Genomic DNA, 26213 nt, shown 5'->3' on the forward strand with positions numbered 1-26213 from the left:
CCCCCAAAGCCGCTCACGCAGGCGCAAGCACGCCCCGCGAGGTGCCGCGCCTTTTCCTGAGCCGCTCCAGGAGACACTTCACCCCCAGCACGTTGATGACGCGCCTCAGGTTGTAGGAGAGCGCCATCAGACTGAATTCCCCACGCACCTTCCGCAGACCCTTCAGCAGGAAGTAGCCGAAGTCCATGCCCCGCTTCATCGTCCCGAAGGGGTGCTCGACTACGCACTTCCTCTGCTGCTGCAGCTCGGGCCGGGCCTTCACCCGCCCTTCCATCGCCTCGGCCCAGGGCTCGTCCACCCGCCGCGAGAGCCGGCGGCCCTCCTTCTTGCTGCTCGTGCACCGCTCCCGCAGCGGGCACCCGCGGCAGGCCTCCGCGTTGGCGTAGTACCGCACCTCCTGCCCCTTGTCCCGACTCTGGGTGAAGAAGGCCAGCCACTGTCCGGCCGGGCAGCGGTATGCGTCACGCTGCGCGTCGTAGGTGAAGTCCAGCTTGGTGTACAGCCCCTTGTTCGCGTTCTTCGAGCTCTCCATCGCCGGCACGTACGCAGTGATCTTCGCCTCCGCGCACTCCTTCACCTTCGTAGCGTTGTGGTAGCCGCAGTCGGCCACCACCTCCAGCGCCTCGACCCCGAGCGCTTCCTTCGCCGCCCGCGCCATCACCGCCAGCTGCTCGCGGTCGTTCACCTCGTTGGTGACGTCCTGCTCCACGATCAGGTGGTGCTTCGGATCGACCGCGATCTGCCCGTTGTAGCAGACCCCGAAGCCTTCGCGCGTCTTCATCCGCCGGCTCTCGGCGTCCGTCAGCGAGAGCTGGCGCTCCCCGTTCTCCTTCAGCGCCTGCTGGTGCTGCTCGTACATCGTCTTGCGCTCCTTCAGCCGCTCCAGCTTCTGCTTCAGCGACTTCTGCGCGGGCGTCTCCTCGGCCGCCTCTGCGCCGTCCTGCCGCTCCAGCTCCGCCAGGTACTCCCCGATCCGCTCCTCGATCCGCGGCAGCAGCTTCTTCAGCCGCTCCACCGTGAAGTTGCGGTCCTTGCCGTTGACCGCCTGGATCTTCGTCCCGTCGATGAAGCTCAGCTCCCTTCCGAACAGGTCCAGCTCTCCGCACAGCAGCGTGAACTCCCGCCACACCTGCTTCAGCGCGCCCACGTTCTCCCGCCGGAACTCCGCGATCGTCTTGTGGTCCGGCGACAGCCGCCGCAACAGCCACATCACCTCCACGTTGCGGTGGCACTCGCGCTCCAGGCGCCGACTCGACCGGATCCGGTTCAGATAGCCGTACACGTAGAGCTTCAGCAGGTCGCGCGGATGATACCCCGGCGCCCCCAGGCGCGCTGGCATGGCGCGCTTGATCTCCAGCTTCACCGGGTCCAGCCCTTCAACGAACGCGTCGATCACCCGGACCTCGTTTTCTTCCGCGACGTAATCGTCCAGCCGCTCCGGAAGCAGCGCCATCTGCCCGCGGTCCGCTCCAATCCTGTATCCGCTCACCATCCCTCCAGCAACGAAGGCCTGACGTCAGCGAGGATACATATAGTATACAGAGTAAACAAGCCGCCCGCCAGAGTTCTGACACACTCTGGGCCTCAGGATGACGTCGGCGTGGGATTGGTCCGGGTGCATCAACCGAATTCCAACGGGAGCCGCCCCCGCGGCCACGACCGCGGGGGCGGCTTCGCGCGTCCGACCCGAAACGCTCGGCTCAGACGCGCGCGGCGCCGATCACGGCGGGCAGCAGCGCCCGGCCGTCACGGTGATGCACACGTCGCAGCTGTGGCAGGTCTGCACCTCGGTGAAGAATCCCTGCACCGTGCCCTCGTGCATCTCCTTCGCGTCGGTGGTGAACGAGTCCACCGCCAGCTTGTCCACGTCCAGGGTCAGCTTCTTCATGGTCACTTCTCCTGTTCCGGGTCGGCCCGCCGCGGGTGGCGTTTCCACCCTGTCCGTCCGGGCTCGCAGGCGAATCGTGGCCATAAACGCGTGGGGAGGCGACGATCGTGGGACAAACTGTAGGAACATCGGTATGAACCGCGGCCCGGCGCGCCCGCGCAGATCCTCGTCTCCGCCGCCGTTCGGGGGGACGGAAGAGCGGCGGCACGCACTTCGTCGTGCGGGTGTCACGATCGGCCGGTGCGGGCCGTTGATGGAGGCGGAACCCGCATCGGCCCACTCCAGCGAACCTCCTCCCGATGAAGACGACGCGCATTTGGATCACCGCCGCACTCGCCGCCCTCGCCCTGGCCGGCGCGGGCGGATGCAGGCTGCCCACCACCGCGTGCACGATGGAGCTGCGCGTGGACATCTCCCCCGCGCAGAAGAGCATCCACGTGGGCGACAGCTTCCAGGCGAAGGCCGAGGGCGTGTCGTGCGGCGGCCGCGACCGCTTCCCGTACGAAGGCGTCACCTGGAGCACGTCCGACACCGGCGTCATCCAGCTCGACGCCGCGACCGGGCGCATCACCGGCCTCGCCGCCGGCTCGGCGACGGTGACGGCGCACGACCCCGCCAATCCCCAGTTCCCGCTCGGGACGGTGAGCGTCACCGTGCAGCCCTGAGGATTGCCGCCGGGCGCCATCCGCGATTACGATGCGCGGCAGGTGAGGCCTGCCGCGCATCGCTTATTCATCTCCCTTTTGACGAGATCGCCGCCCGATGACCGATGGTGAGCGCCCAAAAGCCATGGAGATCCGCATCGAGCCCGTCACGGAGGCGCACGTCGAGTCGTTCCATCGCTGCTTCGAAGCGGTGGCGCGCGAGCGCCGCTGGCTGGCGCTCTTCCCCGCCCCGCCAACTGCGGACAGCTGATCTCCAGGGAGATGGGGTGACTGCGCCGACGCGTCCCGCCGCGCTCTTCGCCACCCTGCTGCCGGCCTGAGTCTCGCCCGTCCCACCGAGACACCGCCGCCGCAGACGACCGCGCGGTGGATGCGCCCGCGGCCGGACGCCCACTCCAATCCGTAAATCCCCACCACAGCAGCATTTCCCGCGACGGAGGCCGGCTCTCGCTCAACGGGCCTACGCGCGACATCGATCGTGTCCGCTCCCGGCGCGGTTGATGCAATTGAGTGATCGTGGCCGATCTCCTCCGGCCAGTCATTCGCGGCCGCGACAACCTCATCCCGCTTCTCTCGCAGCCTGATCCTCTTCAAAGCACTTCCGATCATACGCCCGTCGATACTCCCTCAAGCTCTCATCGCGCCATTATTTTACCATCACGCAAACCTCATCTGTCCACGAATGACTATTCCGCACGGCCGCAGCAGTCGGGACGGCCCCGGCGTCCAGACGCTGCGGCGTGCGTGCCGGATAAATCGAGGTCATCGAAAAATGACGATCCCCCTGATAGGAGCAGACCCATGACCCAGCCCAACCAGGAGCACGCCACCGAGCTCGACGCCATGCGCCTGGAAGCGGGCGTCACCCCCCTGGCCGCCGGGACCGTGACGCCGTGCGACGAATTCGGCGAGCGGGTGGACGAAGTGATCCGGAGAGACTGCCGCAGGAAGGTCAATCACCTCCGGCACTGTTCGGGCGAGCAGGAACGCTGTCCGTGGCAGATCCGCCCGCGCGGCCCCATCTGCTTCGGCGACATCGAGCCGTGCCGCGACAACCGGGGCTCGTGCGTCTCGCGCGAGGTGGTGCTGATCACGCGCGGCGCCAAGGGCGGCGACTACCGCGTGATCGTGGGCCCGGTGTGCTTCAGCGTGTGCTGGGGCTACGCCACGCGCGACTGCTTCGTCCTGCCGCTCTGCCCCGACTGACTGGACGCGAAGGCCGCGCCCGGGTGCGCCGCCTCGCTGGTCTGCAGGAGTGAAACCGGATGGCGACATGGGCGTAGTAATCCCCCGTTACCATCTGTTTCTCTCCGCAGGAGCCTTCCGATGTTCATCCCCCACGTGCGCACGCGCGGCCCGGTCACCCGCGAGCGCTGGCTGATGCTGACGGTTCTCGCCGTGGCCGCCGCGATCGTGGCCGGCCTGCAGTTCACCTCCGCCGCGCTGCTGCCGCCGGAGAAGACCGCCGCCATCTCCGGCGTGGCCGTCGGGCTGGTGATCGGCAGCATCGCGCTCGGCATCCAGCGCCTGCGCGGCGAGTAGAATTCGAAAACAGAAGGTCTCACGCAGAGAAGCAGAGGCAGCAGAGAACTTCATTCCGTTCTCTGCTGCCTCTGCTTCTCTGCGTGAGACCCAATCTTTTACGGATCTCTTGCAGGATCGTCAGCTCGACGCGACGGGGTTGCCGTTCTCGTCGACGACGACGATGGGGAGGTTGAGCGCGCGCAGCCCCGGCTCGATCACCCTGCGGTCGCCGACGACCACGATGGCCGACTTCTGCGGGTCGAGATACTTCGACGCCGCGGCGGCCAGCTCCGCGCCCGACAGCCCGCCGATGCGCTGCGCGTAGCTGTTGTAGAAGTCCACCGGGATCCCGTTCGCCAGCAGGTCGCCAACGGCGAACGCCACCTGCGTGACCGTCTCGAAGCGCAGCGGCAGACCGGCCGTGCGGTTGGTCTTGGCGAACACCAGCTCCTGGTCGGTGATCGGCCGCTCGCCCCGGATGCCGCGCAGCTCGCCCAGCCACTCGGTGATGGCGCTGTCGGTCTTGGCCGCCACGATGTCGCTGGAGCCGCGCACCGTGCTGACCTGCGGCACCCGGCGCCACTGCAGCCCGCTGTTGGCGCCGTAGGTGAAGGCGTGCCGCTCGCGCAGGTTGCTGTTCAGCCGCGCCGCGCTGACCCCGCCGAACACGGTGTTCATGGCCTCGAGCGCGTAGTAGTCGGGCGTGTCGCGCGACGGGCCCACCTGCCCCACCCACACCGTGCTCTGCGGCGAGTTGGGCCGGTCGAGCAGGTAGATGGTGGTGGCGCCGGCGGGGCGCGCGGCGGGGACCTCGTAGCGCGCCGTCTTCCCCCCCGCGGGCCAGGCGCCGAACACCCGCTCCAGGCTGCGCACCGCGGCGTCGGGCGTCACGTCGCCCACCACCACCAGCTTCACGTTCTGCGGCCGCACCCAGTCCGAGTGGAAGGCCATCAGGTCCGCGCGCGTCACCGAGCTTACCGTCTGCTCGGTGGCCAGGCGCGCGTACGGGTGGTCGGCGCCGTAGAGCACCGCGTTCAGCACGTGGTCGGCCAGGAACGACGGCTGCTCGCGCAGGCGCCGGAGCTGCGCCACCGTGTTGGCCTTGTTGCGCGCCAGCGCCGCCTCGGGAAAGGCGGGGTGCATGAGCATGTCGCCCATCAGCTCCAGCGCGCGGTCCAGGTTCCCCTTCACCGTGGTGAAGCCCTGCGCCGTCACGTTGGTGCCCAGGTCGGCGAACTCGGTGGCCAGCTGGTCGGCGCTGCGCGTGGCCGTTCCCTCGGCCAGCATCTGGTTGACGAGGTTGGAGAGCCCGGCCTTGTCCGCCGGCTCCAGCAGCGGCCCCGCGTCGATCACCGCGCGCACGGCCACGATGGGAAGCTGGTGGTTCTGGATCACCGCCACGGGGATGCCGTTGCTCAGCGCGCGCATCTCCACCGTGGGAAGGCGGAAGGGCGCGGCGGCGGGCGCCACCGGGCGCTGCGCGCGGTCGAGCGTCTGCGCGAGGGCGTCCGTGGCCGCGGCGGTGGAGACGAGCGCCGCGGCGGCGATGACGCGCCACGCCGCCTGGTTCGTGCGGATGGACATCAGTTCGCTCCCGGGGCGGGGGTGGCGGTGGCGGCCTGGGACGTGGTCCCGGCGGGGGTCACGTTGGTGAACGGCAGCGAGGGCTTGCTGACCTGGTCGAGCTTGCCCGCGGGCACCATCGACAGCACCACGCGGCCGGCGCCCAGGTACCGCCGGGCCACGCGCTGCACGTCGGCCGGGGCCACCGCGGCCGACTTCGCCAGGTTGGTGCGGTACGCCATCGGGTCGCCGTCGAACACCTGCCCCGTGGCCAGCTGCTCCACCCGGCTCAGGCGCGACTCCAGCCCGACGACCGTGTTCACCGCCTGGTAGTTCTTCACCCGCTGCACCTCGGCGGCCGAGAGCGGCTCCGTCTTCACCGCGGCCACGATGCTGTCCACCAGCCCCTCGATCTCGGTCAGCGACGCGTTCGGGCGCGGGGTGACGCCGATCTGGAAGTAGCCCGCATCCTCGTTGGTGCTGTTGAAGGCGAACACCCCCGTGGCCAGCTGCCGGTCGTAGACCAGCAGCTTGCGCAGCCGGCTGGTGCGGTCCAGCGTCAGCAGCGAGCCCAGCGCGGCGAGCGCGGGGCGGTCGGCCGACTGGCGGCCGACGGTGGGCCAGGTGAAGGTGATCTGCGGCAGCCGCGCACGCGTATCCTCCAGCACCAGCCGCTTCTCCGCCGCCAGCGGGTTCGTCACCACGCGCGGGCGCTCGATGGCGGGGCCGCGGGGGATGGAGCCGAACCAGCGGTCCAGCATCCCCTTCGTCCGGGCGACGTCGATGTCGCCGCTGATGACGATGGTGGCGTTGTTGGGCGAGTAGTACGTGCGGAAGAAGTCGCGCACGTCCTCGAGCGACGCGGCCGACAGGTCGGCCATCGACCCGATCACCGGCCACGAGTACGGGTGCGTCGAGGGATAGAGGGCGGCCAGCGTCACCTCGTCGCCCACGCCGAAGGGCTGGTTGTCGACGCGCAGCCGGCGCTCGTTCTTCACGATCTCGCGCTCGGCGTCGAGCCGCTCCTGGTTCACCCGCGTCAGCAGCGTGGCCATGCGGTCCGACTCCAGCCAGAGCGCCGTCTCCAGCTGGTTGCTGGGGAGCACCTCGTAGTAGTTGGTGCGGTCTTCGGTGGTGCTGCCGTTGAACACGCCGCCCAGCGACTGGATCAGGCGGCGGTGCTCGCCCTGCCCCACGTTCTGCGACCCCTCGAACATCATGTGCTCGAACAGGTGGGCGAAGCCGGTGCGGCCGGGCTTCTCGTTCTTCGAGCCCACGTGGTACCACACCGTCAGCGCCACCACGGGAGCGGAGTGGTCTTCGCTGAGCAGCGCCGTCATCCCGTTGGCCAGCGTGTGCCGGACCAGCGGAAGGGTGGGCACGTCCACCGGGGCGGACCTTGCGCCTTGCGCCTGCGCCGCGCCGCCGTACAGCAGGCATGCGGCGAGCAGCGCGCGCCGCGCGGACCGGGCCGTTCGCGTCATGGGCTCTCTCTGGGTCTGGGGGGATGGGGGATGGGGTTGGGGATGATGATGCGGGTGTCCACCGCACGCCTTCGACCCCGCCGCCGCGGAAACCGTTGCGTGGAAGACTCGCCGGGGATCGGGTCGTGGAGCAATGTAAGAACGCGCGCACGCGGACGATACATGTTTTTCCGCCAGAACGTCCCACTATGTCGCAGGGTGTTCCATTCCGGGTGCGGATCGCGCTTCTCCGGGCACGGATGGCCGGGGGGAAGGCAGCGCCCGGCGCGCTTGTCGCCGGTATCCCGTGCGACGACATTGGGCACCGAGGTGGGCAGAGGACAGGGAACAGGGGAGATGACGAGCGTGGAGCCCCGCCGGACTGCGCCCGTGAGCGTGACCGTCGCAAAGCCCGCCGAGTACGCGGAGATCGCGGCGGTGAACGTGGCCGCGTACGAGGAGTTCCGCGCGCGCATCGACGACGCGGGATGGACGCGGATGCGCGCGAACATCTCGGGAATCGCGAGGGAGGCGGAGACGTCGACGGTGCTCGTCGCGCGCGGCGGGGACGGCGTGCTCGGCGCGGTGCTCTACTACGCGCCGGGAACGACGATCCCGCCGCTCGCGCCGGAGTGGGCGTCGATCCGCACGCTCGCCGTGTCCCCCGCGGCGCGCGGGCGCGGCGTGGGCGAGGCGCTGGTGCGCGAATGCATCGCGCGGGCGCGGGCGGACGGCGCCGCGGCGCTCGGCCTCTACACCACGGCCATGATGGGCACCGCCATCGCCCTCTACGAACGGCTCGGCTTCGTCCGCGACGGCGACCTGCCGCCGCGCCACGGCCATCCGTGCTGGCGCTACCGCCTGGATCTCTGAACGGGGATGAAAATGGTGCGACGTACCTCGATCTTCGCCCTGACCGCCATCTCCCTCGCGGCCCCGATCTCCCTCGCCGCGCAGGATGACCTTGCCGCCCGCAACGAAGCCTTCCTGCGCGCGGTGCGCGACGGGGATCGCGAGCGCATCGCCGCCTTCTTCCCCACCCGCGGCGACTGGACGTGGGTGCAGGCGTGGGAGAATGCGCCCGCGAGGAAACCGTCGATCCACCGCTTCGCCGCCGCGGAGACGATGCGGGCGATCGCCAACGACGGCCCCGCCTGCATGTCGTTCGAGCAGATGTCCGGCGAGGTGGGGCCCGTCGAGACCGTGCTGTCGATGGTGGCGCAATTCAACGAAGGCCCGTGGCGCCGGACGCGCGGCACCCGCTTCGTGCCGCCCGCAAGCGCATCCCGGCGGCCGGGCGCCTCGTCCGCGTTCGTCGAGTGGCGGCGCGAGGACGGGCGCTGGGTCGTCTCCACCTTCGGCGACGCGATGTACTACCGGGGACCGCGCCTGATCGGCCGCGAGCGCTTTTACGGTGGCGTGCGCGACAGCATCCTGCCGCTGCCGCCCACGCCGGTCTACGCGGCCGCGGAGCGCTGGTACGTGAACAACGAGCCATTCTACTTCGAGGGCCGCCGCTACGTGAAGTACGGCCTGCCGCGCACCATCGACCCGGCCCTGCTCAGGCGCATCGGACGGTTCGGGCTGATGGGTATCTACGCCGAGAAACCCAGGCCCGGCGAGGACGACGCCGAGACCGTGTACATCCCCGTGGGCCCCGGCGAATACCAGCCGTACCAGGCATTCGGGTACTTCTACCACTGCGGCGTCTTCCGGCGTGGCAACGCCGCCCTTCCATCTCCCCGGGGATGAGCCGCAGGGTCTACCGCCGGCCGTATCACCTCGACGACTCCGGCGTGCCGCGGCTGCCGCCGGACGAGATCGCCGTCATCCTGCGCGGCGCCGACGACCTGATCATGCGCGGCGGCCGCACCCTGCTGGCCAAGGTGCTCAAGGGATCGCGGGAGAAGCGCGTGCTGGAGCTCGAGCTGGACCGGAGCCCCGTCTACGGCCGCTACCGGGAGATGAAGCCGGACGAGATCCTGCACCGCATCGACTGGGTGATCCGGCATGGCTACCTGCGCATCGAGTACGACTACAAGCTGCCGCTGCTGGTCTACACGCCCGCCGGGTGGGAGATCGAGAAGGAGACCTTCGCCCGCGAGAAGATCGCGCGGCTGGACGAGATGCTCGCTGTCGGGCCGCCGTATCCCACCGAGGAGTTGAAGAGCACGAACAACCAGGTGAAGCGGCGCATGCTGGAGATGCTGCTGGAGCGTGGAGATGCGGCGTATCTCCCCGTCCTCCAGGCGTGGAAGCGGACCGACTCCCAGAAGATGCGCCCGGAGATCGACCGCGCCGTCCGCCTCCTGCGTCGCGACGATGCCGATCCCCACGGTGGGGACGAATCGCCCTGAGCGCCGTCTCCACGACAACGTGTCATCCTGAGGAGGCGCCGCACCGAATCCGCGTCCGCACGCGATCCCGGCGCCGACGAAGGATCTTGCATGGCCCGCGGAGATCTTCGTGTGTCGCCTGGATCTCGCTGCGGGTACGGTAGATCCTTCGGGCGCGCAGGGTTCGGTGCACACCCCGGTTCCTCGCCCGCGCCCTCAGGATGACACCGCGTCGCGATGTCGCGGGCTCGTCGTCCTGTCCCCCGTCCCCACCCTGACGTCGCGGCCTATCCGGGGCTGAACGCGTGAACGCTGTTGCTCCGCGCGCAATCCGTTCCTATCGTGCGAAGGTTGTGCTCCGCTGGAAACCCACCACGACGGAGGGACGGCGTGCGAATCGGGATCATCGACCTGCTGGGGAAGGAACCGCCGCGCAACGGCTACTCGCGGCTGATGCGGGCGAACAACACCAGCATCATGCCCCAGGTGATCGGGGTGTGGTGCGAGGAGGAGGGGCACGAGGCCCACATCGCCTACCTCTCCGGGCCCGACCTGCTTGCCGGCGGCGTGCCCGAGGAGCTGGACCTCGTCTTCATCAACGCCTTCTCGCAGGCCGCGCTCCTGGCGTACGCGCTCTCCGCCTTCTACCGCGCCCGCGGCGTGCCGACGGTCCTCGGCGGACCGCACGCGCGCTCGTATCCCGAAGACGCGCGCAAGTACTTCGACTACGTGGTGGGCTTCTGCGACCGCGAGCTGCTGCGCGAGATCCTGGCCGACGCGCAGCGCCACGAGGGGCTGGGGACGTACGCCTCCGCGAAGGCACAGCCGTCGCACCTGCCGGGTCTGCGCCAGCGCTGGAAGTTCCTCAAGCCGTCGATGGACCGGGCGAAGGTGCTCAAGCTCGTGCCCCTGCTGGGGAGCCTGGGGTGCCCGTACAAGTGCAGCTTCTGCATCGACGCGGTGGTGCCCTACCAGCCGCTGGAGTTCGACGGGCTGAAGGACGACCTGCGCTTCTTCCAGGAACTGAAGATGCCGCGCTCGGTGGCGGTGTGGCACGACCCCAACTTCGGCATCCGCTTCGACGAGTACCTCGACGCCATCGAGGAGGTGGTGCCGCCGGGCGCGGTGACCTTCGTGGCCGAGACGTCGCTGTCGCTGCTCAAGGAGGACAACCTCAAGCGGCTGAAGAAGAACGGCTTCAAGGCCATCGCCCCCGGCATCGAGTCGTGGTTCGACATCGGCGACAAGTCGCGGATGAAGCGCACCACGGGGATGGAGAAGGTGCGGCAGGTGGCCGAGCAGGCCAACCTGGTGAACGCGTACGTCCCCTACACGCAGTGCAACCTGATCTTCGGGCTGGACGCGGACGAGGGGGCGGAGCCGTTCGAGCTGACCAAGCGCTTCATCGACCTGGCCCCCGGCGTGTATCCGCACTTCGCGCTGCTGTCGGCGTTCGGCCGCAACGCGGTGCTGAACATGGACTACCAGCGCGACGGCCGCGTCATCCCCGTGCCCTTCCACTTCCTGGACCTGGTCCAGTGCATGAACGTGCGCCCGAAGAACTACAGCTGGACGCAGTTCTACGACCTGGTGATCGACACCTTCGAGTACTCGTTCTCGGCCAGGGCGATGGCGCGCCGTCTCTGGGTGAACAAGCGCTCGTACATCTGCTGGGAGCAGCTATTCCGCGGCATCTCGTCGGAGCGCAGCAACCGGCTGGGGTACCACAAGAAGATGCGGCGGTGGATGGAGGAGCCGCGCGTGCGCCGTTTCTTCGAAGGCGAGACGCGCGAGGTGCCGCCGGAGCTGACCGACCAGATCCGCGCGCACCTGGGCCCGCTGTGGGAGTGGCTGCCGAAGGAGGCGCTGCAGCACGACCCCAACGCCTATCTCAACTCCGGCGCCCCGCACCCCCTCCCCGTGCTGGTGTGACGGGGTGAGGGGGAGATAGCTTTCCGCTCTGACATTCGCGGGCGAGGCTCGCCTCGCCCGCGGCGCTTGAAGGTGATCCCGGAGTGTTCAGTGAACGGGCACAGATCCGAGACGTTCGATTCGCGCCGCGTCACCTACACGATCGAGGTGGACGGCGAGCTGGTGGTGATCGCGCACGTTTCCGCCCGGGTGAACGTAAAGACGGGCGAGCGCTTCTTCGCGCCGGAGACACTCGAGCGGCTCCAGGAGATCGTGTGGGAGCGCCACGCGCCGTCCCGAACGATCGAGGCGCCGGTGTTCGAGTTCGCCGCGTGATGCTCTGCTTTCCGGCCTACAACACACGTCCGGCGTTCACCCTCGCCCTCGGCGCCGCGCTGGCGCTGGGGGCGTGCGGCTCGCGCCCCGGCACCGTGGTGGGCGACGCGTACATCGTCACCGAGTCGGGGCAGGAGGTGAGCCTGGGGGAGATGCCGGTGCGGCTCATCCCCGAGTCGCCGGCCATCGACACGCTTCTGGAGAAGGCCTGCCCCCGCCCGCGCTACCGCCGCGCCGAGCCGGAGACGCTCGACTCGGCCGCGTACGCACGTGCCTGGCAGCAGCGCGCGCAGATCCTCTCGCCGCAGGTAGCTCGCACCACGCGCGCGGACCGGGCCGCGCACTTCGCGTTCGACACCGTCGCACCAGGGAGGTATCGCCTCTGGGCCGACACCTCGTATGGCGGCACGCGCTGGACCTGGCTGGCCCCTGTGAAGGTCGAGTCCGGCGACAGCGTCCGCATCGCCCTCAGCAACGCCAACCCCGACGAGAACCCGTTCCGCTGCAGGAGTTGATGCGCGGGACGGGCGATCTTTGTCCTCACGCGGAGGGCGCGGAGGACGCAGAGAAATGCATTCGAATCCTCTGCGTTCTCCGCGCCCTCCGCGTGAGACTTCCTTCCGTGAATCTCCGCGCGCGGCGCTCGCGTAGAAGCGCCATCACCATCACCGCACACCACCCGCACCAGACCCGCAGATGAGCCCGGAACAGCTCGAGATGCTGGCGCCGCTGATCGGCTTCGCCATCGCCGCGTTCGTCGTCTCCATCCCCGTGATCGCGTTCAGCGCGCGCTTCGCCATCAAGCCCGTGGTGGACGCGCTCATCCGGCTGCGCGAGGCGCAGACGAAGACGGGCGCGTCCAGCGAGATGCTGGCCATGCAGGACCGCCGGCTGGCTTTGCTGGAGAGCGAGATGCAGCACATCGGCGCGTCGCTCGACCGGCTGATCGAGGCGCAGGAGTTCCACGCCCGCCTGGGCGCGCCGCAGACCGGCTCGCTCGCCGCGCCGCGCGCCGCGAAGGAGGAGACCCCGGCGCACTGACCGGCATCGCCCGGCCGCCTAACGACCGCGCGGCGGCGGGTGTCTGGTGGAGCGAAGGCGGACGGCCCGCGACGGCGCGGGCCGTCCGCACGTCCGCAAGCGGCCGCGGCGGCAGCAGAACGTCGCATCGGGGAACATCTCCCGCCGTTCGTGGTATCCGCGTGGCCCGTTCGCACCCATCCTGGAGGGACCCCAGTGCACGATCGCAGGCTTTCCTTCCGCGCCGCGCTCGCGGCCGCGGCGCTGCTCGTTCCGCTCGCGGCCGCGCCGGCGCGCGCGCAGGTGGCGCTCATCCCCGACAACAACATGAGCGCCGAGCAGATGCGCTTCCGCGCCGAGGCCATGGCGCTGGCCACGGAGACGCTGAACGCCTGGCGCACCGCCTGGGAGGCGGACGACGTGCGCGGGCTGATGCGTCTCTACCAGAAGGACGCGCTGCTGGTGCTTCCCGGCGTCGGCACGCCGTCGCAGGGCACGCGGGCCATCGAGCAGGCGCTGCAGTCCGGCCTGCCGCGGCTGGGCAAGGTGGATCTGGCGACCGTGGACGCGGCGGTGGACGACCACCTGCTCTACATCTACCAGAAGTTCGTGGTGGAGCCCGGCACCGACGCGGGCGCCGCCGGCACCGCCACGCTGGTGATGCAGCGCGAGGGAAGCCGCTGGAAGATCCGCGCGCAGATCTTCTCGCCCGAGCCGGCGCTGGCCGTGTCCGGGAACGCCGCCACCCCCGCGCAGGCCGCCGACACGCAGTAGCGCGGCCGCGATCCGCATCCCCACGACCGCCGCCCGGCACCGCGCCGGGCGGCGGTTCTGGTTTCTCGTTTCACCCATCCGCCGTATACTCCGTTCAACCTGCGAATCCATCCACCGCCTCGAACGGGGTCCCCATGCTTACGCGATACGATCCCGACCGCGCACCCGAGCCGACCCGCTGGCTGGCCACCCCGGAGGACCAGAGACTCGAGATCATCCGCCGGTTCCACAGGAAGGCGGGGATCCGGATCCCGAACATGACCGTGCACGTGGTGCTGCACTCCATCGTCGAGAACCAGGTGGCGCTGGGCGACGAAACGCCGGTGGCGGCAACGCTCGCGCGGCTGATGCGCGAGGGACTGACGCGCCACGATGCGATCCACGCCGTGGCCACCGTGCTCCTCCGGCACATGACGGCGCTCATGGAGGACGAGGTTCCCGAAGGAGAGGATCCGAACGTCCGCTACTTCGCCGAGCTGGAGGAGCTCACGGCCGATGCATGGCTCGCGAGCGCGGAATAGCCCGACCGACAAAGTGCCCCGGCCACGTCTCGCGCGTGCCGAGCCTCCGGTTATCTTCCCCCCGTCGCTGATCCGGAACCGATCACCCTCGGAGCACTCATGCCGGTCGGCTTCGACCAGGTGCGGGAGATGGCGATGGCGCTGCCGGGCGTCACCGAGGGGGTGGCGATGGGCACGCCGGCCTTCTACGTGCGCAAGCTGTTCTTCATGCGGCTGAAGGAAGACGGCGAGACGCTGGTGCTGCGCATCAACCTGTTCGAGCGCGAATACCTGCTCCAAGCCGAGCCCGACGCGTACTTCGTGACCGACCACTACCGCGAGTACCCGGTGGTGCTGGCCCGTCTCCCCGCGCTGAGCGTGGAGCGGCTGCGCCCGCGCATCGAGGACGCGTGGCGGATGCGGGCGCCCAAGCGGCTGGCCGACGAATACGACCGGCGCGCGTCCGCCTGACCGCATCGGATCTCATCCTCCCGAATCCCCCGACGGATGCCCGACGAGTCGCTCGCCCTGCTGACCGCCACGGAGATGGCCCGCCGCGTCCGCGCGCGCGAGGTGTCGCCGGTCGACGTCCTCGACGCCTGCCTGGCGCGCGTGGAGCGCCTGGACCCCGCCATCAACGCCATCGTCACGCACAACCCGCGCGCCCGCGACGAGGCGCGCGAGCTGGAGCGCCGCATCGCCGCGGGCGAGGACGCGGGCCCGCTGGCCGGCGTGCCGGTGGGGATCAAGGACGTGACGCAGGTGGGAGGCGTGCGCTGCACCTTCGGCTCGCCGCTGTTCAGCGAGCACGTGCCCGGGGAGGACGCGCTGGTGGTGCGGCGGCTGCGCGCGGCGGGCGCGGTGATCCTGGGGAAGACGAACTGCCCCGAGTTCGCCGCGGGGGGCAACACCTTCAACGAGGTGTTCGGCCGCACGCGCAACCCGTGGAACCCGGAGCGCAGCGCGGGGGGATCGACCGGCGGCGGCGCGGCCGGGCTGGCCACGGGGATGATCGCGCTGGCGGAGGGGACGGACCTGGGCGGCTCGCTGCGCATCCCCGCGTCGTTCTGCGGGGTCGTCGGCCTGCGCCCGTCCGTCGGCCTCGTCCCCACCGTGCCGAGCGACTACGCGTGGGACACGCTGCAGGTGACCGGGCCGATGGCGCGCACCGCCGAGGACGTCGCGCTGATGCTGCAGGCCGTCGCCGGCCCCTCGCCGGAAGCGCCGCTCTCGCAGCCCGTCACCGGACGCGACTTCGTCGGCGCGGTGCGCGCGGCGGACGCGAAGGGGCTGCGCATCGCCTACTGCCGCGACATCGCGGGGATCGGGATCGACGCCGAGGTGGAGCGCGTCTGCCGCGAGGCCGCGTTCGCGCTGGAGCAAGCGGGGGCGACGGTGGAGGAGATCGACCTCGACCTCTCCTACGGGCGGAAGGCGTTCCTGGCGCTGCGGGGGCTGTGGTTCGTCTCCATGCTCCATCCCCATCTCGACAAGCTGGACCGCTTCGGCGTGAACGTCGCCAACAACATCCGCTCGGGGCTGGGCACCTCGGTCGAGGAGATCGGCGCGGCGGAGCAGGCGCGCAAGCGGATGCGCGAGCAGTTCGCCGGGCTCTTCGCCCGCTTCGACCACCTGCTGACGCCCACGATGGCCGTCCCCCCCTTCCCCGTGGTCGAGAACTTCCCGCGCACGGTGGGCGGGCGGGAGATGGAGACGTACGTGGACTGGATCGCGCCGACGTTCGTGCTGAGCCTGACCGGCCTCCCCGTGGGCTCCGTGCCCGCAGGGGTGGATGGGGAAGGGATGCCGTGCGCGCTGCAGGTGGTCGGCGCGCCGTTCGGCGAGGAGCGCGTCCTCGCGCTCCAGGCGGTCATGCAGCAGCTCCGCCCGCTCCCCCTCCCCATCGAGCCGCGCGCCGCGACGCCCGCGTAGATCATCGTCCGCCCACCCGAATCCCGGAGCCGCAACGGATGCGCATCGCCCTCGCCCTCCTGCTCCTCGTCACCCCCGCCTGCGCGGGCCGGCAGCCGGCGCCGGGAACCCCGTCGGCGGCGGTCGTGGGGATCTGGCGCGTGACCCAGGTGAACGGGCGCGACCTTCCCGCCGCCTCGCCGCAGGAGGCGAACGTGACGGTGGAGCGCGCGTCGCTGATGCTGCAGGCGAACCGCAACTACACGCTCAGCATCACCGCGCGCACCGGCCAGGCGCCGGCGTCGGAGCGCTCGCAGTCCGGCACCTGGTCGGCCGGCGAGAGCACGCTGACGCTGAGCCCCGACGGCGCGCGGCCCACGCGCTTCGACTACCGGTTCTCGGCCGGCACGCTGACCCTGCGCGAGGGCAGCACCGTCTACACGCTCGTGCGGAGCTGAGGCGTGCCCGACATCCCCGCGCGCGACGCATCATCGATCCAGACCCGGCGGCACCGTGGAGTCGCGGAGACGCCCCTTGCCTCTCGCGCCGCTGTCCGATCGACGCTCGCGGCGCTGCTGATCGCCATCTCCGCCCGGACAGCTGGGGCCCAGGTCATCGTCGGCCGGGTGCTCGACGCGCAGAGCGGAGCGGCGGTCCAGGGGGCGGGCATCACCATCGCCACGGTCACCCAGCGCGCGGCCGGACGGACGGTCGCGAGAGACGACGGCCGCTTCTCCATCGTGCTGTTCGGCCCCGGCACGTACCGTGTGGCGGCTACGCGGGCGGGATATGGCACCGAGTACAGCGACGCGGTGTTCGTGGGGCCGGGCGACACCGTCCGCGTGGACCTGCGGCTGCAGCCCGGAGCGGTGGAGCTGGCCGGGGTGACGGCCACCGTCCGCCCCCGCCGGCTGGGGACGCGCGGCAAGTTCGTCCCCACGGGGATCGTGACGCCGGTGCGGGCGGAGGGGCTGGGGCGGAGGATCCTGGCGCAGGGGACGTTCGTGGCGCCGAGCGAGTGCTACCAGCTGGCGGGGGTGGCCGACCGCCTGCGCTCGGTGGTGACGCTGTACGTCGACGCGCGTCCGAACGGCCAGTACTGCATGGGCGGCCCGACCGCGTTCCGGTACACGGTCACCGTGCGCGGGCTCGCGGCGGGCAGCTACACCTTCCGCATCATGCACACCTACCGCGACGGCTCGGTGAAGCCGTCGCTGGCGCTGGACACGGCGCTCGTGGTGCCGGAGCGGGACCCGCCGCGGCGCTAGGCGCCGCGCCACCCGTCGTTTAGATTTCGCCTCTCCGCAGAGGTCACGCAGCAGGGAGCAGGACGCGATGAGCTATCGCCGCTTCACCGATTCCTCCGGCACGCCGTGGCGCGTGTGGGAGGTGGTTCCGCAGCCGGTCGACCGGCGCCGCGGGGTGCGCCGCATCAAGGTGGTCCGGATCCATCACCCCGAACGCCGCGTGGTGCCCACGCGGCGCCTGGACATGCGCCGCTCGCGTCTCTTCTTCCCGCCCAGCGAGACGCCGTGGCTGACCTTCGAGTCGGCCGACGAGCGCCGCCGCCTGCGCCCTGTGCCGGAGACGTGGTGGCTGGAGGACGCGCGCGGCCTGGAGCGCCTCTGCGCGCAGGCCGCCCCGCAGCGGGCGATGGCGACGGAGTAGCGCCTGCTCGAATCGCGGCGGGACACCGGGGTAAGCGGCTGATCCTCCTCGAATGCCACCGCGGTTCCCTGCCGTCGGCGAGGCCGTCCTTCGACATCACTTCGAGAATCCGCCCAGCTCGACTGCTCCAGCCCCCCTGCACCATTCCAGGATCGCATCCCGTTCGAGCAAGCCCAGCTCGTGCGGGATCGCGTGCCGAAATTCCTTCTTGGCGTCCCGGGAAACGTAGGACGAGGTAGCCAGCACCACCTGGCTCGCACGATTCAATGCGCGTATGCCGTACAGCGCGCGGACGACTGCCACGCCAACCTTGCGTGAAGGATCGTATCGCTTCGCCTCGATCAGGACCTTGAGTTCGTTGGGCATGCTCTTCCTGAGCGCAATGATATCGTAGCCCCCATCGCGCGTCCGGACCGACAACTCCACTTCCCAGCCGTGATCGCGGTAAACCTCGGCGACCAACTCCTCGAACTTCCGCGGATCGATCCGGTGCAGTTCGTCGGGGTGCGCCGCCAGATGCCGCCTGAGCTCGGTCCACGGTCCTGAAACCACCCGGATCAGCGGCGGCACCCGCTCTATGGTGCCGCTGCTCTCCGCCGGGTGAGCGAACGGTTCGATCAGCCATTTCAGGAGCTGCTCGAACCGTTCGGGACTGGCGTATTTCGACAGCAGGCGAGTGTTTGAATCGCCACGCGCTGTCTCCTCGGCCAGCTCTGGCACAGCGGACCGGATGATGACGCGTGCCTCGGGGGTGATCGGGCGGATGACCGCGTTCAGGAACTCGATCCCTTCCAGCGGCCCCTCGTCGCGCTCGCGATCCCGGAAGAGGTTCTGGATGTAACCCAGTATCCGGTGGTGCTCCCGGGCAACGAAGTTTATGGCTGCTTCATCCGAGGAGAACAGCTCCAGGCGCAGAGGAGCCGGCACCACGCTACGGCAGGCCAGCTCGTAGAAGTTGAGACTCTCGATGTCGTCATCCAGCGCGACGATGATGGTTCGCTCGGTCATGGTCATGCTGATGAGGACGCGAACAGATCCGTCTCGCAGAAGCAGCGACCCTACACGAACAGCTTCGCCACCTCCGGCTTCGTCACCTTGCCCATCGCGTTGCGCGGGAGCGCGTCGACGGCGCGGAGGGCGCGGGGGAGCTTGTAGGGCGCCAGCCGCTCGCGCGCCCACGGCTGCAGCTCGTCCAGCGTGAGCGGCATCCCCCCGCGCAGCTCGACCGCGGCGCACACCCGCTCGCCCCACTCCGCGTCCGCCACGCCGACGACGGCGCACTCCGCCACCGCGGGGTGGGTCCGCAGCACCTCCTCGATCTCCAGCGCGGAGACCTTGAAGCCGCCGGTCTTGATGATGTCGACGCTGCGGCGGCCCAGGATGCGGAAGTAGCCGTCCTCCACCACCGCCACGTCGCCGGTGCGGAACCAGCGGCCGGCGCGAAACGCCTCGGCGGTGGCGTCGGGGCGGCGCCAGTACTCCAGGAATACGCCGGGCCCGCGCACCTCGATCTCCCCCGGCGCGCCGGGCTCCACCTCCCCCCCGTCCTCGTCCACCAGCCGCACCTCCACGCCGGGAAGCGGCATCCCCACCGAGCCGGGGCGGCGATCACCGTGCAGCGGGTTGCTGAGCGCCATCCCGATCTCCGTCATCCCGTAGCGCTCCAGCAGCGTGTGGCCACTGATCTCGCGCCACCGCTCGAGCGTGCTCACCGGCAGCGCGGCCGAACCCGACACCATCAGCCGCATCGCCCCGCACCCCGCCGACATCCGCGCGCGCCGCTCCTCCGGCGCCGCCTCCCACGCGGCGATCAGCCGGTTGTAGACGGTCGGCACGGCCATGAAGACGGTGAGCTCGCGCGCCTCGATGCGCGCCCACACCGCGTCCGCGTCGAACTTCGCGTGCACCTCGCAGACGGCGCCGTTCCAGAGCGCGCACGACAGGATGTTGACGATGCCGTGCACGTGGTGGAGCGGCAGCACCAGCAGCGTGCGGTCGTCGGCGCGCCATCCCCACGCGCCGGTCAGCGTCTCCACCTGCGCGCGGAGGTTGGCGTGCGTCCAGACGACGCCCTTGGGCCGGCCGGTGGTGCCGCTCGTGTACAGCATCATCGCCCGCCGCTCCTCGTCGACCCGCGGGAGCGCGGATGGAGACACGGCGAGCGCCTCGTCCGTCGTCAGGAAGCGCGCGCCGTGCGCCTTCGCCAGCGGCCGCAGCGTCTCCGCGAACTGCGGGTGGGCGACGACGATGGAGGCGTCCGCGTCCCCGATCGCGTACTCCAGCTCCGCGGGGGGATGCGAGACGGCGAGCGGCACTCCGATCCCCCCCGCGCGCCACACGCCCCACTGCACCGCCGCGTACTCGAGCGACGGGGGGACGAGGAAGCACACCCGCGCCTCGCCGAGATCCTCCGCGCCGGCCAGCAGCGCCGCGGCGACACGCGCGGAGGCGTCGACGAGCTCCGCGTACGTGTGCGCCCCCGCCGCGTCGACGATGGCGGTGCGATCAGCGTGTTCGCGGGCACGGGAGACGAGGGGAAGGTCGATCGGCGGCATTCGGTCGGGACGGGAGGGGCGGCAGGGGCGGTGGGCGAGCGGCCCAATGTAAAGGCCACAGCGGCAGCGCGCACCGTCTGGGCACCCGCCCGCGCCGCGCCTCGCGGGGGCCGGATCGAGCGTGCCGGGCGACACTCCGCAGTGCTTGACACGCCGTGACCTGCTCTTCATTACTTGTCTCAAACCAACAGATCGCGTTCGTACCGCGCCCACGCACTGCCCGCGCATCGTCAGCGCAGGCGTGGGGCCTCGTGCTTTTCCAAGATCCGCCGACGCCCTCTCGTTACGGCGCCAACCGGAGCCGATCCCCCCAGCTCCCGTGCGCCCGGACCGCTTTGCAAGGAGGGGCCATGAGCGCTTCGAACCCACCCTTCCAGCCTAGTCTGCGACGGTGCCGGCGATCGCCTCGGACCGCCCGCCGGTAAATCCGCGCGCTCCGTCGCAGACTCCAGCGAAGACCCGTCCGTCTCTTTCCTGGAGGGGTTATGAGTCTCTACGGTCCCCACGTGCGCAGGCCGCTGGTCCTGCGCGTGCCCACCGCGGCGAAACTGGCCGCAGCGGGACTCGTCGCGCTTCTCATGGCCGGGTGCGCTGACGCACCCCGCCGGCTCACCGGACCCGAATCGGCGGAGCTTCCCGGGGCGCGCGGAGCCCCATCCACCAACACGGCCATCGTCGCCTGCAAGCTGGCCGTCCGCATGCCTTCGGGAAGCTACCGCACGAAGGAGCTCACGGTCCGGGCACCTCGCCACATCGCCGATCCAGCCGGGAAAACGGTGACGCACGGCTATCGCGAATGGGTCACGGGATTGCCCGATCCGGTGCGCCTGGTGATGTGCGAGGTCCCGGCCACGCCCGCCGCCGAGGAATGGTTCCGCACCGTTTTCCCCGGCGTTCAGGCGTCCGTGGCGGGGTCGGCCCCCGGTGCCCGGTCGCCGCTGGCCACGCTGGTCACGGCGGCCGACGCGTTCACGACGTCGCCGGCGGTCGTGTATGACGGGCTCGGACGGCGGGCGATGGTCGAATGCGAGCCGTACGAGCAACTGGCCGTCGACTGCAGCGGCGGCGACACCGGTGGAGGCGAATGGGAGGGTCCACCGCCGCCCGACGAAGAGCCGGGAGACGCCGCCATCGACGCGTCGGGTGATCCCGTCGCCGCGATGGCGGAGGGCGCGGAGGGAGGGGGCGCCGCCGCGGCGATCCCTATCACCTGCGCCGGACAGACCGACAACCCGCACCGGTCCACGCACGTTCCGGGGATGGTCAACGTCATCGGCAGGACGACCTGCAGCGCTCCTATCCCGATCTCCGTCTCCGTCGCGCTGCAAAGGCAGAGCTGCGTCTGGATCTTCTGCTGGTGGTCGTCGCGCGCCAGCGGCTACAATGCCACCACCGGAACGTTCGTCCAGGCGAACGCGGCGTCCTTCTGCCAGACCGGATACTGGCGCGGCCGCAGCACGCACTCCGCCACGCCCGGCTTCGGCTACTGGCCGCCGTCGGCCACGTGGAGCACCGCCCGCACCAGCTACATCTCCTACTGCTAGCGCAGGTGGTGGAGAGGGTGCGTGAAGGAGCCCCGCCGTCCGGTCGGCGATGATCGAGCCCGGTCGGCGGGGATGTAGAGGAGAGGGCCAACCCGGGACGTTTCAGCCGGGCGGGCCCTCTCGGATCATGGTACGGTCATGCGGCCCCGGCATTCGCGCCGGCGTTGGTCACTCCGGCCGGCGCGGCCCCCCGGCACACTCACAGTGCGGCAATGCGGCGCGACCTCCGCGAGCTTTTCTCGTACGCGCGGGAGAGCTTCGCCAGCGTCCAACTGGAATGGACTGCGGACTGCGACGCGGCGGTGCTGCAGCGCGCGTTCGAGCGTTCCGTGCCGGACTTCGAGGCGCTCGACGCGTCGGGCGCCGTCGTCCGGTTCGAGGCCCCACCGGGCGCGGCGCGGCCCCGCTCGCGCGATGGGCGATTCCGGTACGAAGGGCGCGCTTGGTGGCGCAGGCCCTCCTGCTGGCGCGACGACGTGATCCGGGAGAATGGCGCCACCACGGTCAACGTCGTCTGCGGCGCGGACGTCAGTGCCTTTCATTCCGCCCCACCCACGCTCCTCACCAACCGGCGCTCCGGGCAACAGATCCCGAGGCTGAGGTCCCTGCTGGGTCCGCGGCCCGGTGTCGCGCTGCCGACGATCGAAGGCCGGCTGAGGACGGTCACCCTGGTCGACCCCGCCTTCCTCGCCTCGGGATGGGAGCTCTCGGTCCTGGGCGAGCGTACGCACGCAGGGCGGGAGACGATCCACGTGCAGGCCACGCGCCTCGACCTGGAGTCCGGAGCGGTTCCCTGGGAAGGGGTGAACCGATACGAGCTGCTCGTCGACCGGCAGCGGGGCGTGCTCTTGCGCTGCGCGGGAATCGTGGACGGCGTAGAAGCGGGCATCCTGTCTGTACGCTCCGTCGTGTTCGACGAGCCGATCCCGGACGAGGTATTCTCCTGCCCGGCGCCGAAGGGTACCCGCGTCGTGTGGGTCTGAAGCCGACGAACCCGGGACGCCGCATCCGGGCACTGCGCGGGAACGCGCACGGAGGGGAGATGCGCTACTTCGATGCGGCGGCGGGAACGTTGTAAACGATGTGGCGATCCAGCTCGGCGCGGCGCAGGTACGGCTGGATGTAACTGAACGCCTCGGCGGGGATGGCGGAGTCGCTGACGTACTCGCGCCCGCCGATGGTCACGCGCCACGGCCGCCGGTCGTTGCCCTGCGACGCGGAGTAGAACTCCGCCACCGCGGTGTCCGCGCGAAGGCGGATGGTGAGCTCGGGATAATCGTCGGTGTGCTCGATCCGCGGCTCGTAGCGGCCGGGCGCGCGCGGCGCCACCTCCAGCCCGCGCAGGAACGCCCGCATCGCCGTACCGGGGATGGCGATGCGGAGCGGACCGGCGTGCCGGCGGCGCGCCTGCGTCAGCTCGCCCGTCCCCGCGAACGCGAACGTAATTCCCTGCCGCTCCAGGTGATAGACGGCTTCGATCGGGCCCTGCGGCTCCAATCCCATCCAGTAATCCCTGATCTCCACCACCCGCGGCTCGAACGGCGATGCGTCGCGCGCGCCGTCGGCGTCCGCTTGCCTCGGCGCGGACCTTCCGCAGGCGGCAACGATCACCATCATGGCGAGGAGATTGGTGCGGCGCGGGAACGTCATCGACGGACCGGGATCTCTGGTGAACGATGGCCGGGTGCCCTGAAACGAACACCCGGCCTCGATTCTTTCAACCGGCTACGTCAAAAGTTTGCTGTCGGAGTCGGACGCTGCACAGCATCTTCGCATCCGCGGGCCGCCGGCCACCCACACGCCCTTCCTTCGCGTCCGCATTCCCGCATCCGGAGAACACCCATGTCCAGCCGCTCCCTCCGCCGCATCCCCCTCCTTCTGCTCGTGCTCGCCATCGGCGTCGTGCTCGGGCTGGCGGTTTCGTCGGGCACCGCGCAGCGCCGCCGCAACGTGGAACAGCAGCCGCACATGCGGCTTTCGCTCGACGCGCTGCGCTCGGCCGAGCACCACCTGAACGAGGCCACCGGCGACAAGGGCGGCCACCGCGTCCGCGCCATCAACCTCGTGCGCCAGGCCGAGGCCGAGGTCCAGCGCGGCATCGCGTGGGACAACGCGCACTGAGCCGGATCGCCTGATCAGCATCAAATGCAGAAGAGGCCGGGCGCACAGGGCGTCCGGCCTCCATTGTCGTACCTCGACTATCCGGATCCTGCTCACCGTGGCGGGAACACGTCCCGAAGCTGCACCCGCCATCCCGGAACCACATCCCCGCCGTCCAGAAAATCATTCTCTGTGAGGAGAACAATGTCACCGCGGGACCGATATACGGTCGCGGTGCGCCGCTTGGGGTTTACGACTACAACCATCCGACATCCCGCCGCCAGATATTCGGAAACCTTTTCATCAACATCGCTGAACGAGTCTGTCGGCGAAATCACCTCGACCACGAGATCGGGCGCACCGGGCCAGAATCCTTCAATGTCCCCGACTTCATCGACCCGCGGGCGCGTGACAAACGAAACATCGGGCATCCGGATGGTGTCAGGGGTCGAGAAAAGCCTGAAACCCGTATCGGAATTATAAACTTCGCCCAGGTCGTTGGCCGCCGAGTATACCTCGAGCCGGGACAGGATCTTTGCTCCGATCCGACCGTGGCGACTTCCAGCGGGGCTCATCTCGCGGAGCTCTCCGCGGACGAGCTCGCGTCGAACGCCATCATCGGGCATGCGGAACAGCTCGTCGGCTGTGACGAGTGCGGGCTCCGCGGCGGTTGCAGCTCGTGGCATGGCAGCATACCTCAGAAGAACACGGGCTCTTGGTAGGCGCCGAAGACCTCCTCCATGGCCGCGCGGATCTCGTAGAGCGTGGCGTAGGCGCGCACCGCGTCGAGCAGCGGCTCCACCACGTTCTCGCCCGTGCGGCAGGCGTCCTTCAGCCGCGCCAGCGTGGCGTCCACCTGCGCCTGGCTGCGGCGCGCGCGCATGGCCGCCATCCGCTCGCGCTGCCGGTTCTCGCTCTCCTGCGTCACCTTCAGCAGCGGGATCTCCAGCGCCTCGCCCTCGACGGTGAACTCGTTGACGCCTACGATGGTGCGCTCGCCGCCCTCGATCTCCAGCTGCTGGCGCATGGCGCTGCGGGCGATCTCGCGCTGGAAGTAGCCCATCTCGATCCCCGGCACCACGCCGCCCATGCGGTCGACATCGGCGAATATCCGCTCGGCCTCGGCCTCCATCCGGTCGGTCAGCGCCTCCACGTAGTACGAGCCGGCCAGCGGGTCGATCGTGTTCGGCACCCCGGTCTCGTACGCCAGGATCTGCTGCGTGCGCAGCGCGATCTGCACCGCCTTCTCCGTCGGCAGCGCCAGCGTCTCGTCCATCGAGTTGGTGTGCAGCGACTGCGTTCCCCCCAGCACCGCCGCGAGCGCCTGGTAGGCCACGCGCACGATGTTGTTCTCCGGCTGCTGCGCGGTGAGCGTGACGCCGGCGGTCTGCGCGTGCGTGCGCAGGCGCCACGACTCGGGGTTCTTCGCCCCGTAGCGGTCGCGGAGATGGCGCGCCCAGATGCGGCGGCCGGCGCGGAACTTGGCGACCTCCTCGAAGAAGTCGTTGTGCACGTCCCAGAAGAACGACAGCCGCGGCGCGAAGTCGTCCACGTCGAGCCCGCGCGCGATCCCCCGCTCCACGTACTCGAAGCCGTTGCGCAGCGTGTACGCCAGCTCCTGCACGGCCGTGGCGCCCGCCTCGCGGATGTGGTAGCCGGAGATGGAGATGGGGTTGTACTTGGGCGCGTTGGCCGAGCACCACTGGAAGAGGTCGATGATCAGCCGGAGCGCCGGCTCGGGCGGATACACCCACGCGTGCTGCGCCTGGTATTCCTTCAGGATGTCGTTCTGCACCGTCCCGCGCAGCTTCTCCGGCGTCACCCCCTGCTTCTCGGCCGCCACCACGTAGAAGGCGAAGAGGATGAGGGCGGGGCCGTTGATGGTCATCGACACGCTGACCTGGTCCAGCGGGATGCCGTCGAACAGCGTTTCCATGTCGTCGAGCGACGAGATGGCCACGCCGCACTTCCCCACTTCCCCGAGCGAGCGGGGGTGGTCGCTGTCGTAGCCCATCAGCGTGGGGAAGTCGAAGGCCACGGAGAGCCCCGTCTGCCCCCGCTCCAGCAGGAAGTGGTAGCGCGCGTTCGTCTCTTCCGACGTGCCGAAGCCGGCGAACTGGCGCATGGTCCACAGCCGCGTGCGGTACATGGTGCCGTACGGGCCGCGGGTGAAGGGGAACTCGCCGGGGAGGCCGACGGCCGCGTTGTAGTACGCCGCCTCGTCCGCGGAAGGCGCGGGCCGGTCGAGCGGCGTGTACAGCGGCTCCACCGCCGCGCCCGAGACGGAGGTGAAGGGGACGTCGCGCGCGGGCGTGCGCCCGGCCGCGCCCTCCCACGCCGCCAGCGACGCCCGCAGCGTCTCCAGCTCCTTCTCGCGCTCGCGGATGCGCTCCAGCAGCTCCGCCGGCGCCGCGCCGCTCTCGACCACGCTCATGATGGGATTCTTTCGTTGGAT

The 26213-nt window shown here is 70.0% G+C and carries 30 protein-coding genes; 21 read left to right on the top strand and 9 right to left on the bottom strand.

Annotation, left to right across the window (positions count from 1 at the left end; all coding sequences use genetic code 11):
- Positions 1-13 precede the first annotated feature (13 nt).
- Positions 14-1453, bottom strand: a complete 1440-nt coding sequence (locus VF092_04075; GenBank protein HEX6746469.1) for an IS1182 family transposase — start codon at positions 1451-1453, stop codon at positions 14-16.
- Positions 1454-1720: 267 nt separating this feature from the next.
- A complete protein-coding gene (locus VF092_04080) occupies positions 1721-1888 on the bottom strand; it encodes a hypothetical protein (protein HEX6746470.1) in 168 nt (55 codons plus the stop codon).
- A 299-nt stretch (positions 1889-2187) separates the two neighbouring features.
- On the opposite strand from VF092_04080, the gene VF092_04085 reads away from it, so the two are divergent.
- The 4 genes from VF092_04085 (at position 2188) to VF092_04100 (ending at position 4095) form a co-directional block, all read left to right on the top strand.
- The gene (locus VF092_04085; protein HEX6746471.1) at positions 2188-2553 is read left to right on the top strand and encodes an Ig-like domain-containing protein; all 366 of its coding nucleotides are present in this window, start codon (positions 2188-2190) and stop codon (positions 2551-2553) included.
- A gap of 97 nt (positions 2554-2650) precedes the next feature.
- Positions 2651-2803, top strand: a complete 153-nt coding sequence (locus VF092_04090; GenBank protein HEX6746472.1) for a hypothetical protein — start codon at positions 2651-2653, stop codon at positions 2801-2803.
- 551 nt (positions 2804-3354) lie between these two features.
- Positions 3355-3759, top strand: coding sequence for a hypothetical protein (locus tag VF092_04095; protein ID HEX6746473.1), 405 nt, complete (start codon positions 3355-3357; stop codon positions 3757-3759).
- A gap of 120 nt (positions 3760-3879) precedes the next feature.
- A complete protein-coding gene (locus VF092_04100; GenBank protein ID HEX6746474.1) occupies positions 3880-4095 on the top strand; it encodes a hypothetical protein in 216 nt (71 codons plus the stop codon).
- A gap of 120 nt (positions 4096-4215) precedes the next feature.
- Here VF092_04100 and VF092_04105 read toward each other — a convergent pair whose 3' ends face one another.
- Together VF092_04105 and VF092_04110 are read right to left on the bottom strand one after the other, a co-directional pair.
- Complete coding sequence (locus VF092_04105) at positions 4216-5661, bottom strand: pitrilysin family protein (protein ID HEX6746475.1); 1446 nt, start codon at positions 5659-5661, stop codon at positions 4216-4218.
- Entirely contained in the window at positions 5661-7124 is a 1464-nt protein-coding gene (locus tag VF092_04110; protein HEX6746476.1) for a pitrilysin family protein, read from the bottom strand. The genes VF092_04105 and VF092_04110 overlap by 1 nt, the downstream gene beginning before the upstream one ends.
- Before the next feature lie 369 nt (positions 7125-7493).
- Between VF092_04110 and VF092_04115 the strand changes: the two genes are divergently transcribed.
- The 14 genes from VF092_04115 to VF092_04180 all read left to right on the top strand — a co-directional run bounded on the left by VF092_04115 (position 7494) and on the right by VF092_04180 (position 17559).
- Positions 7494-7976 (top strand): GNAT family N-acetyltransferase, encoded by a 483-nt coding sequence (locus VF092_04115; GenBank protein HEX6746477.1) that lies wholly within the window; start codon positions 7494-7496, stop codon positions 7974-7976.
- A gap of 15 nt (positions 7977-7991) precedes the next feature.
- The gene (locus tag VF092_04120) at positions 7992-8855 is read left to right on the top strand and encodes a hypothetical protein (protein ID HEX6746478.1); all 864 of its coding nucleotides are present in this window, start codon (positions 7992-7994) and stop codon (positions 8853-8855) included.
- Positions 8852-9460 carry an RQC-minor-1 family DNA-binding protein gene (locus VF092_04125; GenBank protein HEX6746479.1) on the top strand — a complete coding sequence of 203 codons (609 nt, stop codon included), beginning with the start codon at positions 8852-8854 and terminating at the stop codon, positions 9458-9460. The genes VF092_04120 and VF092_04125 overlap by 4 nt, the downstream gene beginning before the upstream one ends.
- 369 nt (positions 9461-9829) lie before the next feature.
- Positions 9830-11371 carry a radical SAM protein gene (locus VF092_04130; protein HEX6746480.1) on the top strand — a complete coding sequence of 514 codons (1542 nt, stop codon included), beginning with the start codon at positions 9830-9832 and terminating at the stop codon, positions 11369-11371.
- Positions 11372-11461: 90 nt separating this feature from the next.
- A complete protein-coding gene (locus VF092_04135; GenBank protein HEX6746481.1) occupies positions 11462-11686 on the top strand; it encodes a hypothetical protein in 225 nt (74 codons plus the stop codon).
- Entirely contained in the window at positions 11686-12201 is a 516-nt protein-coding gene (locus VF092_04140; protein ID HEX6746482.1) for a hypothetical protein, read from the top strand. Before VF092_04135 ends, VF092_04140 begins: the two co-directional genes overlap by 1 nt.
- Before the next feature lie 181 nt (positions 12202-12382).
- On the top strand, positions 12383-12727 hold the full coding sequence (locus VF092_04145; protein ID HEX6746483.1) for a hypothetical protein: 345 nt from the start codon (positions 12383-12385) through the stop codon (positions 12725-12727).
- Between the two features lie 195 nt (positions 12728-12922).
- Complete coding sequence (locus VF092_04150) at positions 12923-13480, top strand: nuclear transport factor 2 family protein (GenBank protein HEX6746484.1); 558 nt, start codon at positions 12923-12925, stop codon at positions 13478-13480.
- A 134-nt stretch (positions 13481-13614) separates the two neighbouring features.
- Positions 13615-14001, top strand: coding sequence for a hypothetical protein (locus VF092_04155; GenBank protein HEX6746485.1), 387 nt, complete (start codon positions 13615-13617; stop codon positions 13999-14001).
- 99 nt (positions 14002-14100) lie between these two features.
- The gene (locus VF092_04160) at positions 14101-14451 is read left to right on the top strand and encodes an MmcQ/YjbR family DNA-binding protein (protein ID HEX6746486.1); all 351 of its coding nucleotides are present in this window, start codon (positions 14101-14103) and stop codon (positions 14449-14451) included.
- Positions 14452-14487: 36 nt separating this feature from the next.
- Positions 14488-15912 carry an amidase gene (locus tag VF092_04165; GenBank protein ID HEX6746487.1) on the top strand — a complete coding sequence of 475 codons (1425 nt, stop codon included), beginning with the start codon at positions 14488-14490 and terminating at the stop codon, positions 15910-15912.
- A 38-nt stretch (positions 15913-15950) separates the two neighbouring features.
- On the top strand, positions 15951-16349 hold the full coding sequence (locus VF092_04170; protein ID HEX6746488.1) for a lipocalin family protein: 399 nt from the start codon (positions 15951-15953) through the stop codon (positions 16347-16349).
- 3 nt (positions 16350-16352) lie between these two features.
- Positions 16353-17159: a carboxypeptidase-like regulatory domain-containing protein gene (locus tag VF092_04175; protein ID HEX6746489.1), complete on the top strand. Its 807-nt coding sequence runs from the start codon at positions 16353-16355 to the stop codon at positions 17157-17159.
- Positions 17160-17226: 67 nt separating this feature from the next.
- The gene (locus VF092_04180; GenBank protein ID HEX6746490.1) at positions 17227-17559 is read left to right on the top strand and encodes a hypothetical protein; all 333 of its coding nucleotides are present in this window, start codon (positions 17227-17229) and stop codon (positions 17557-17559) included.
- Between the two features lie 96 nt (positions 17560-17655).
- On the opposite strand, the gene VF092_04185 is transcribed toward VF092_04180, so the two are convergent.
- Both VF092_04185 and VF092_04190 read right to left on the bottom strand, forming a co-directional pair.
- The gene (locus tag VF092_04185) at positions 17656-18567 is read right to left on the bottom strand and encodes a restriction endonuclease (GenBank protein ID HEX6746491.1); all 912 of its coding nucleotides are present in this window, start codon (positions 18565-18567) and stop codon (positions 17656-17658) included.
- A 50-nt stretch (positions 18568-18617) separates the two neighbouring features.
- Positions 18618-20114, bottom strand: a complete 1497-nt coding sequence (locus VF092_04190; GenBank protein ID HEX6746492.1) for an acyl-CoA synthetase — start codon at positions 20112-20114, stop codon at positions 18618-18620.
- Positions 20115-20599: 485 nt separating this feature from the next.
- Between VF092_04190 and VF092_04195 the strand changes: the two genes are divergently transcribed.
- Both VF092_04195 and VF092_04200 read left to right on the top strand, forming a co-directional pair.
- The gene (locus VF092_04195) at positions 20600-21658 is read left to right on the top strand and encodes a hypothetical protein (protein HEX6746493.1); all 1059 of its coding nucleotides are present in this window, start codon (positions 20600-20602) and stop codon (positions 21656-21658) included.
- 212 nt (positions 21659-21870) lie between these two features.
- The gene (locus tag VF092_04200) at positions 21871-22641 is read left to right on the top strand and encodes a hypothetical protein (protein ID HEX6746494.1); all 771 of its coding nucleotides are present in this window, start codon (positions 21871-21873) and stop codon (positions 22639-22641) included.
- 64 nt (positions 22642-22705) lie between these two features.
- Here the strand turns inward: VF092_04200 and VF092_04205 are convergent, their stop codons facing one another.
- Complete coding sequence (locus VF092_04205; GenBank protein ID HEX6746495.1) at positions 22706-23308, bottom strand: hypothetical protein; 603 nt, start codon at positions 23306-23308, stop codon at positions 22706-22708.
- Between the two features lie 192 nt (positions 23309-23500).
- Here VF092_04205 and VF092_04210 point away from each other — a divergent pair, with 192 nt between their 5' ends.
- Complete coding sequence (locus VF092_04210) at positions 23501-23779, top strand: hypothetical protein (GenBank protein HEX6746496.1); 279 nt, start codon at positions 23501-23503, stop codon at positions 23777-23779.
- 92 nt (positions 23780-23871) lie between these two features.
- On the opposite strand, the gene VF092_04215 is transcribed toward VF092_04210, so the two are convergent.
- The gene (locus tag VF092_04215) at positions 23872-24444 is read right to left on the bottom strand and encodes a Uma2 family endonuclease (GenBank protein HEX6746497.1); all 573 of its coding nucleotides are present in this window, start codon (positions 24442-24444) and stop codon (positions 23872-23874) included.
- A gap of 11 nt (positions 24445-24455) precedes the next feature.
- Positions 24456-26192, bottom strand: a complete 1737-nt coding sequence (locus tag VF092_04220; GenBank protein ID HEX6746498.1) for a methylmalonyl-CoA mutase family protein — start codon at positions 26190-26192, stop codon at positions 24456-24458.
- Positions 26193-26213 lie beyond the last annotated feature (21 nt).

The sequence above is a fragment of the Longimicrobium sp. genome (genome assembly GCA_036377595.1).
In the GTDB taxonomy this organism is placed as follows: domain Bacteria; phylum Gemmatimonadota; class Gemmatimonadetes; order Longimicrobiales; family Longimicrobiaceae; genus Longimicrobium.

What these genes read in the sequence shown, in the direction of transcription:
- VF092_04075 (HEX6746469.1), bottom strand. Translation starts at nt 1,453, where the DNA reads ATGGCGCTGCTTCCGGAGCGGCTGGACGATTACGTCGCGGAAGAAAAC.
- VF092_04080 (HEX6746470.1), bottom strand. Translation starts at nt 1,888, where the DNA reads ATGAAGAAGCTGACCCTGGACGTGGACAAGCTGGCGGTGGACTCGTTC.
- VF092_04085 (HEX6746471.1), top strand. Translation starts at nt 2,188, where the DNA reads ATGAAGACGACGCGCATTTGGATCACCGCCGCACTCGCCGCCCTCGCC.
- VF092_04090 (HEX6746472.1), top strand. Translation starts at nt 2,651, where the DNA reads ATGACCGATGGTGAGCGCCCAAAAGCCATGGAGATCCGCATCGAGCCC.
- VF092_04095 (HEX6746473.1), top strand. Translation starts at nt 3,355, where the DNA reads ATGACCCAGCCCAACCAGGAGCACGCCACCGAGCTCGACGCCATGCGC.
- VF092_04100 (HEX6746474.1), top strand. Translation starts at nt 3,880, where the DNA reads ATGTTCATCCCCCACGTGCGCACGCGCGGCCCGGTCACCCGCGAGCGC.
- VF092_04105 (HEX6746475.1), bottom strand. Translation starts at nt 5,661, where the DNA reads ATGTCCATCCGCACGAACCAGGCGGCGTGGCGCGTCATCGCCGCCGCG.
- VF092_04110 (HEX6746476.1), bottom strand. Translation starts at nt 7,124, where the DNA reads ATGACGCGAACGGCCCGGTCCGCGCGGCGCGCGCTGCTCGCCGCATGC.
- VF092_04125 (HEX6746479.1), top strand. Translation starts at nt 8,852, where the DNA reads ATGAGCCGCAGGGTCTACCGCCGGCCGTATCACCTCGACGACTCCGGC.
- VF092_04140 (HEX6746482.1), top strand. Translation starts at nt 11,686, where the DNA reads ATGCTCTGCTTTCCGGCCTACAACACACGTCCGGCGTTCACCCTCGCC.
- VF092_04145 (HEX6746483.1), top strand. Translation starts at nt 12,383, where the DNA reads ATGAGCCCGGAACAGCTCGAGATGCTGGCGCCGCTGATCGGCTTCGCC.
- VF092_04155 (HEX6746485.1), top strand. Translation starts at nt 13,615, where the DNA reads ATGCTTACGCGATACGATCCCGACCGCGCACCCGAGCCGACCCGCTGG.
- VF092_04160 (HEX6746486.1), top strand. Translation starts at nt 14,101, where the DNA reads ATGCCGGTCGGCTTCGACCAGGTGCGGGAGATGGCGATGGCGCTGCCG.
- VF092_04165 (HEX6746487.1), top strand. Translation starts at nt 14,488, where the DNA reads ATGCCCGACGAGTCGCTCGCCCTGCTGACCGCCACGGAGATGGCCCGC.
- VF092_04170 (HEX6746488.1), top strand. Translation starts at nt 15,951, where the DNA reads ATGCGCATCGCCCTCGCCCTCCTGCTCCTCGTCACCCCCGCCTGCGCG.
- VF092_04180 (HEX6746490.1), top strand. Translation starts at nt 17,227, where the DNA reads ATGAGCTATCGCCGCTTCACCGATTCCTCCGGCACGCCGTGGCGCGTG.
- VF092_04185 (HEX6746491.1), bottom strand. Translation starts at nt 18,567, where the DNA reads ATGACCGAGCGAACCATCATCGTCGCGCTGGATGACGACATCGAGAGT.
- VF092_04190 (HEX6746492.1), bottom strand. Translation starts at nt 20,114, where the DNA reads ATGCCGCCGATCGACCTTCCCCTCGTCTCCCGTGCCCGCGAACACGCT.
- VF092_04195 (HEX6746493.1), top strand. Translation starts at nt 20,600, where the DNA reads ATGAGTCTCTACGGTCCCCACGTGCGCAGGCCGCTGGTCCTGCGCGTG.
- VF092_04200 (HEX6746494.1), top strand. Translation starts at nt 21,871, where the DNA reads ATGCGGCGCGACCTCCGCGAGCTTTTCTCGTACGCGCGGGAGAGCTTC.
- VF092_04205 (HEX6746495.1), bottom strand. Translation starts at nt 23,308, where the DNA reads ATGACGTTCCCGCGCCGCACCAATCTCCTCGCCATGATGGTGATCGTT.
- VF092_04210 (HEX6746496.1), top strand. Translation starts at nt 23,501, where the DNA reads ATGTCCAGCCGCTCCCTCCGCCGCATCCCCCTCCTTCTGCTCGTGCTC.
- VF092_04215 (HEX6746497.1), bottom strand. Translation starts at nt 24,444, where the DNA reads ATGCCACGAGCTGCAACCGCCGCGGAGCCCGCACTCGTCACAGCCGAC.
- VF092_04220 (HEX6746498.1), bottom strand. Translation starts at nt 26,192, where the DNA reads ATGAGCGTGGTCGAGAGCGGCGCGGCGCCGGCGGAGCTGCTGGAGCGC.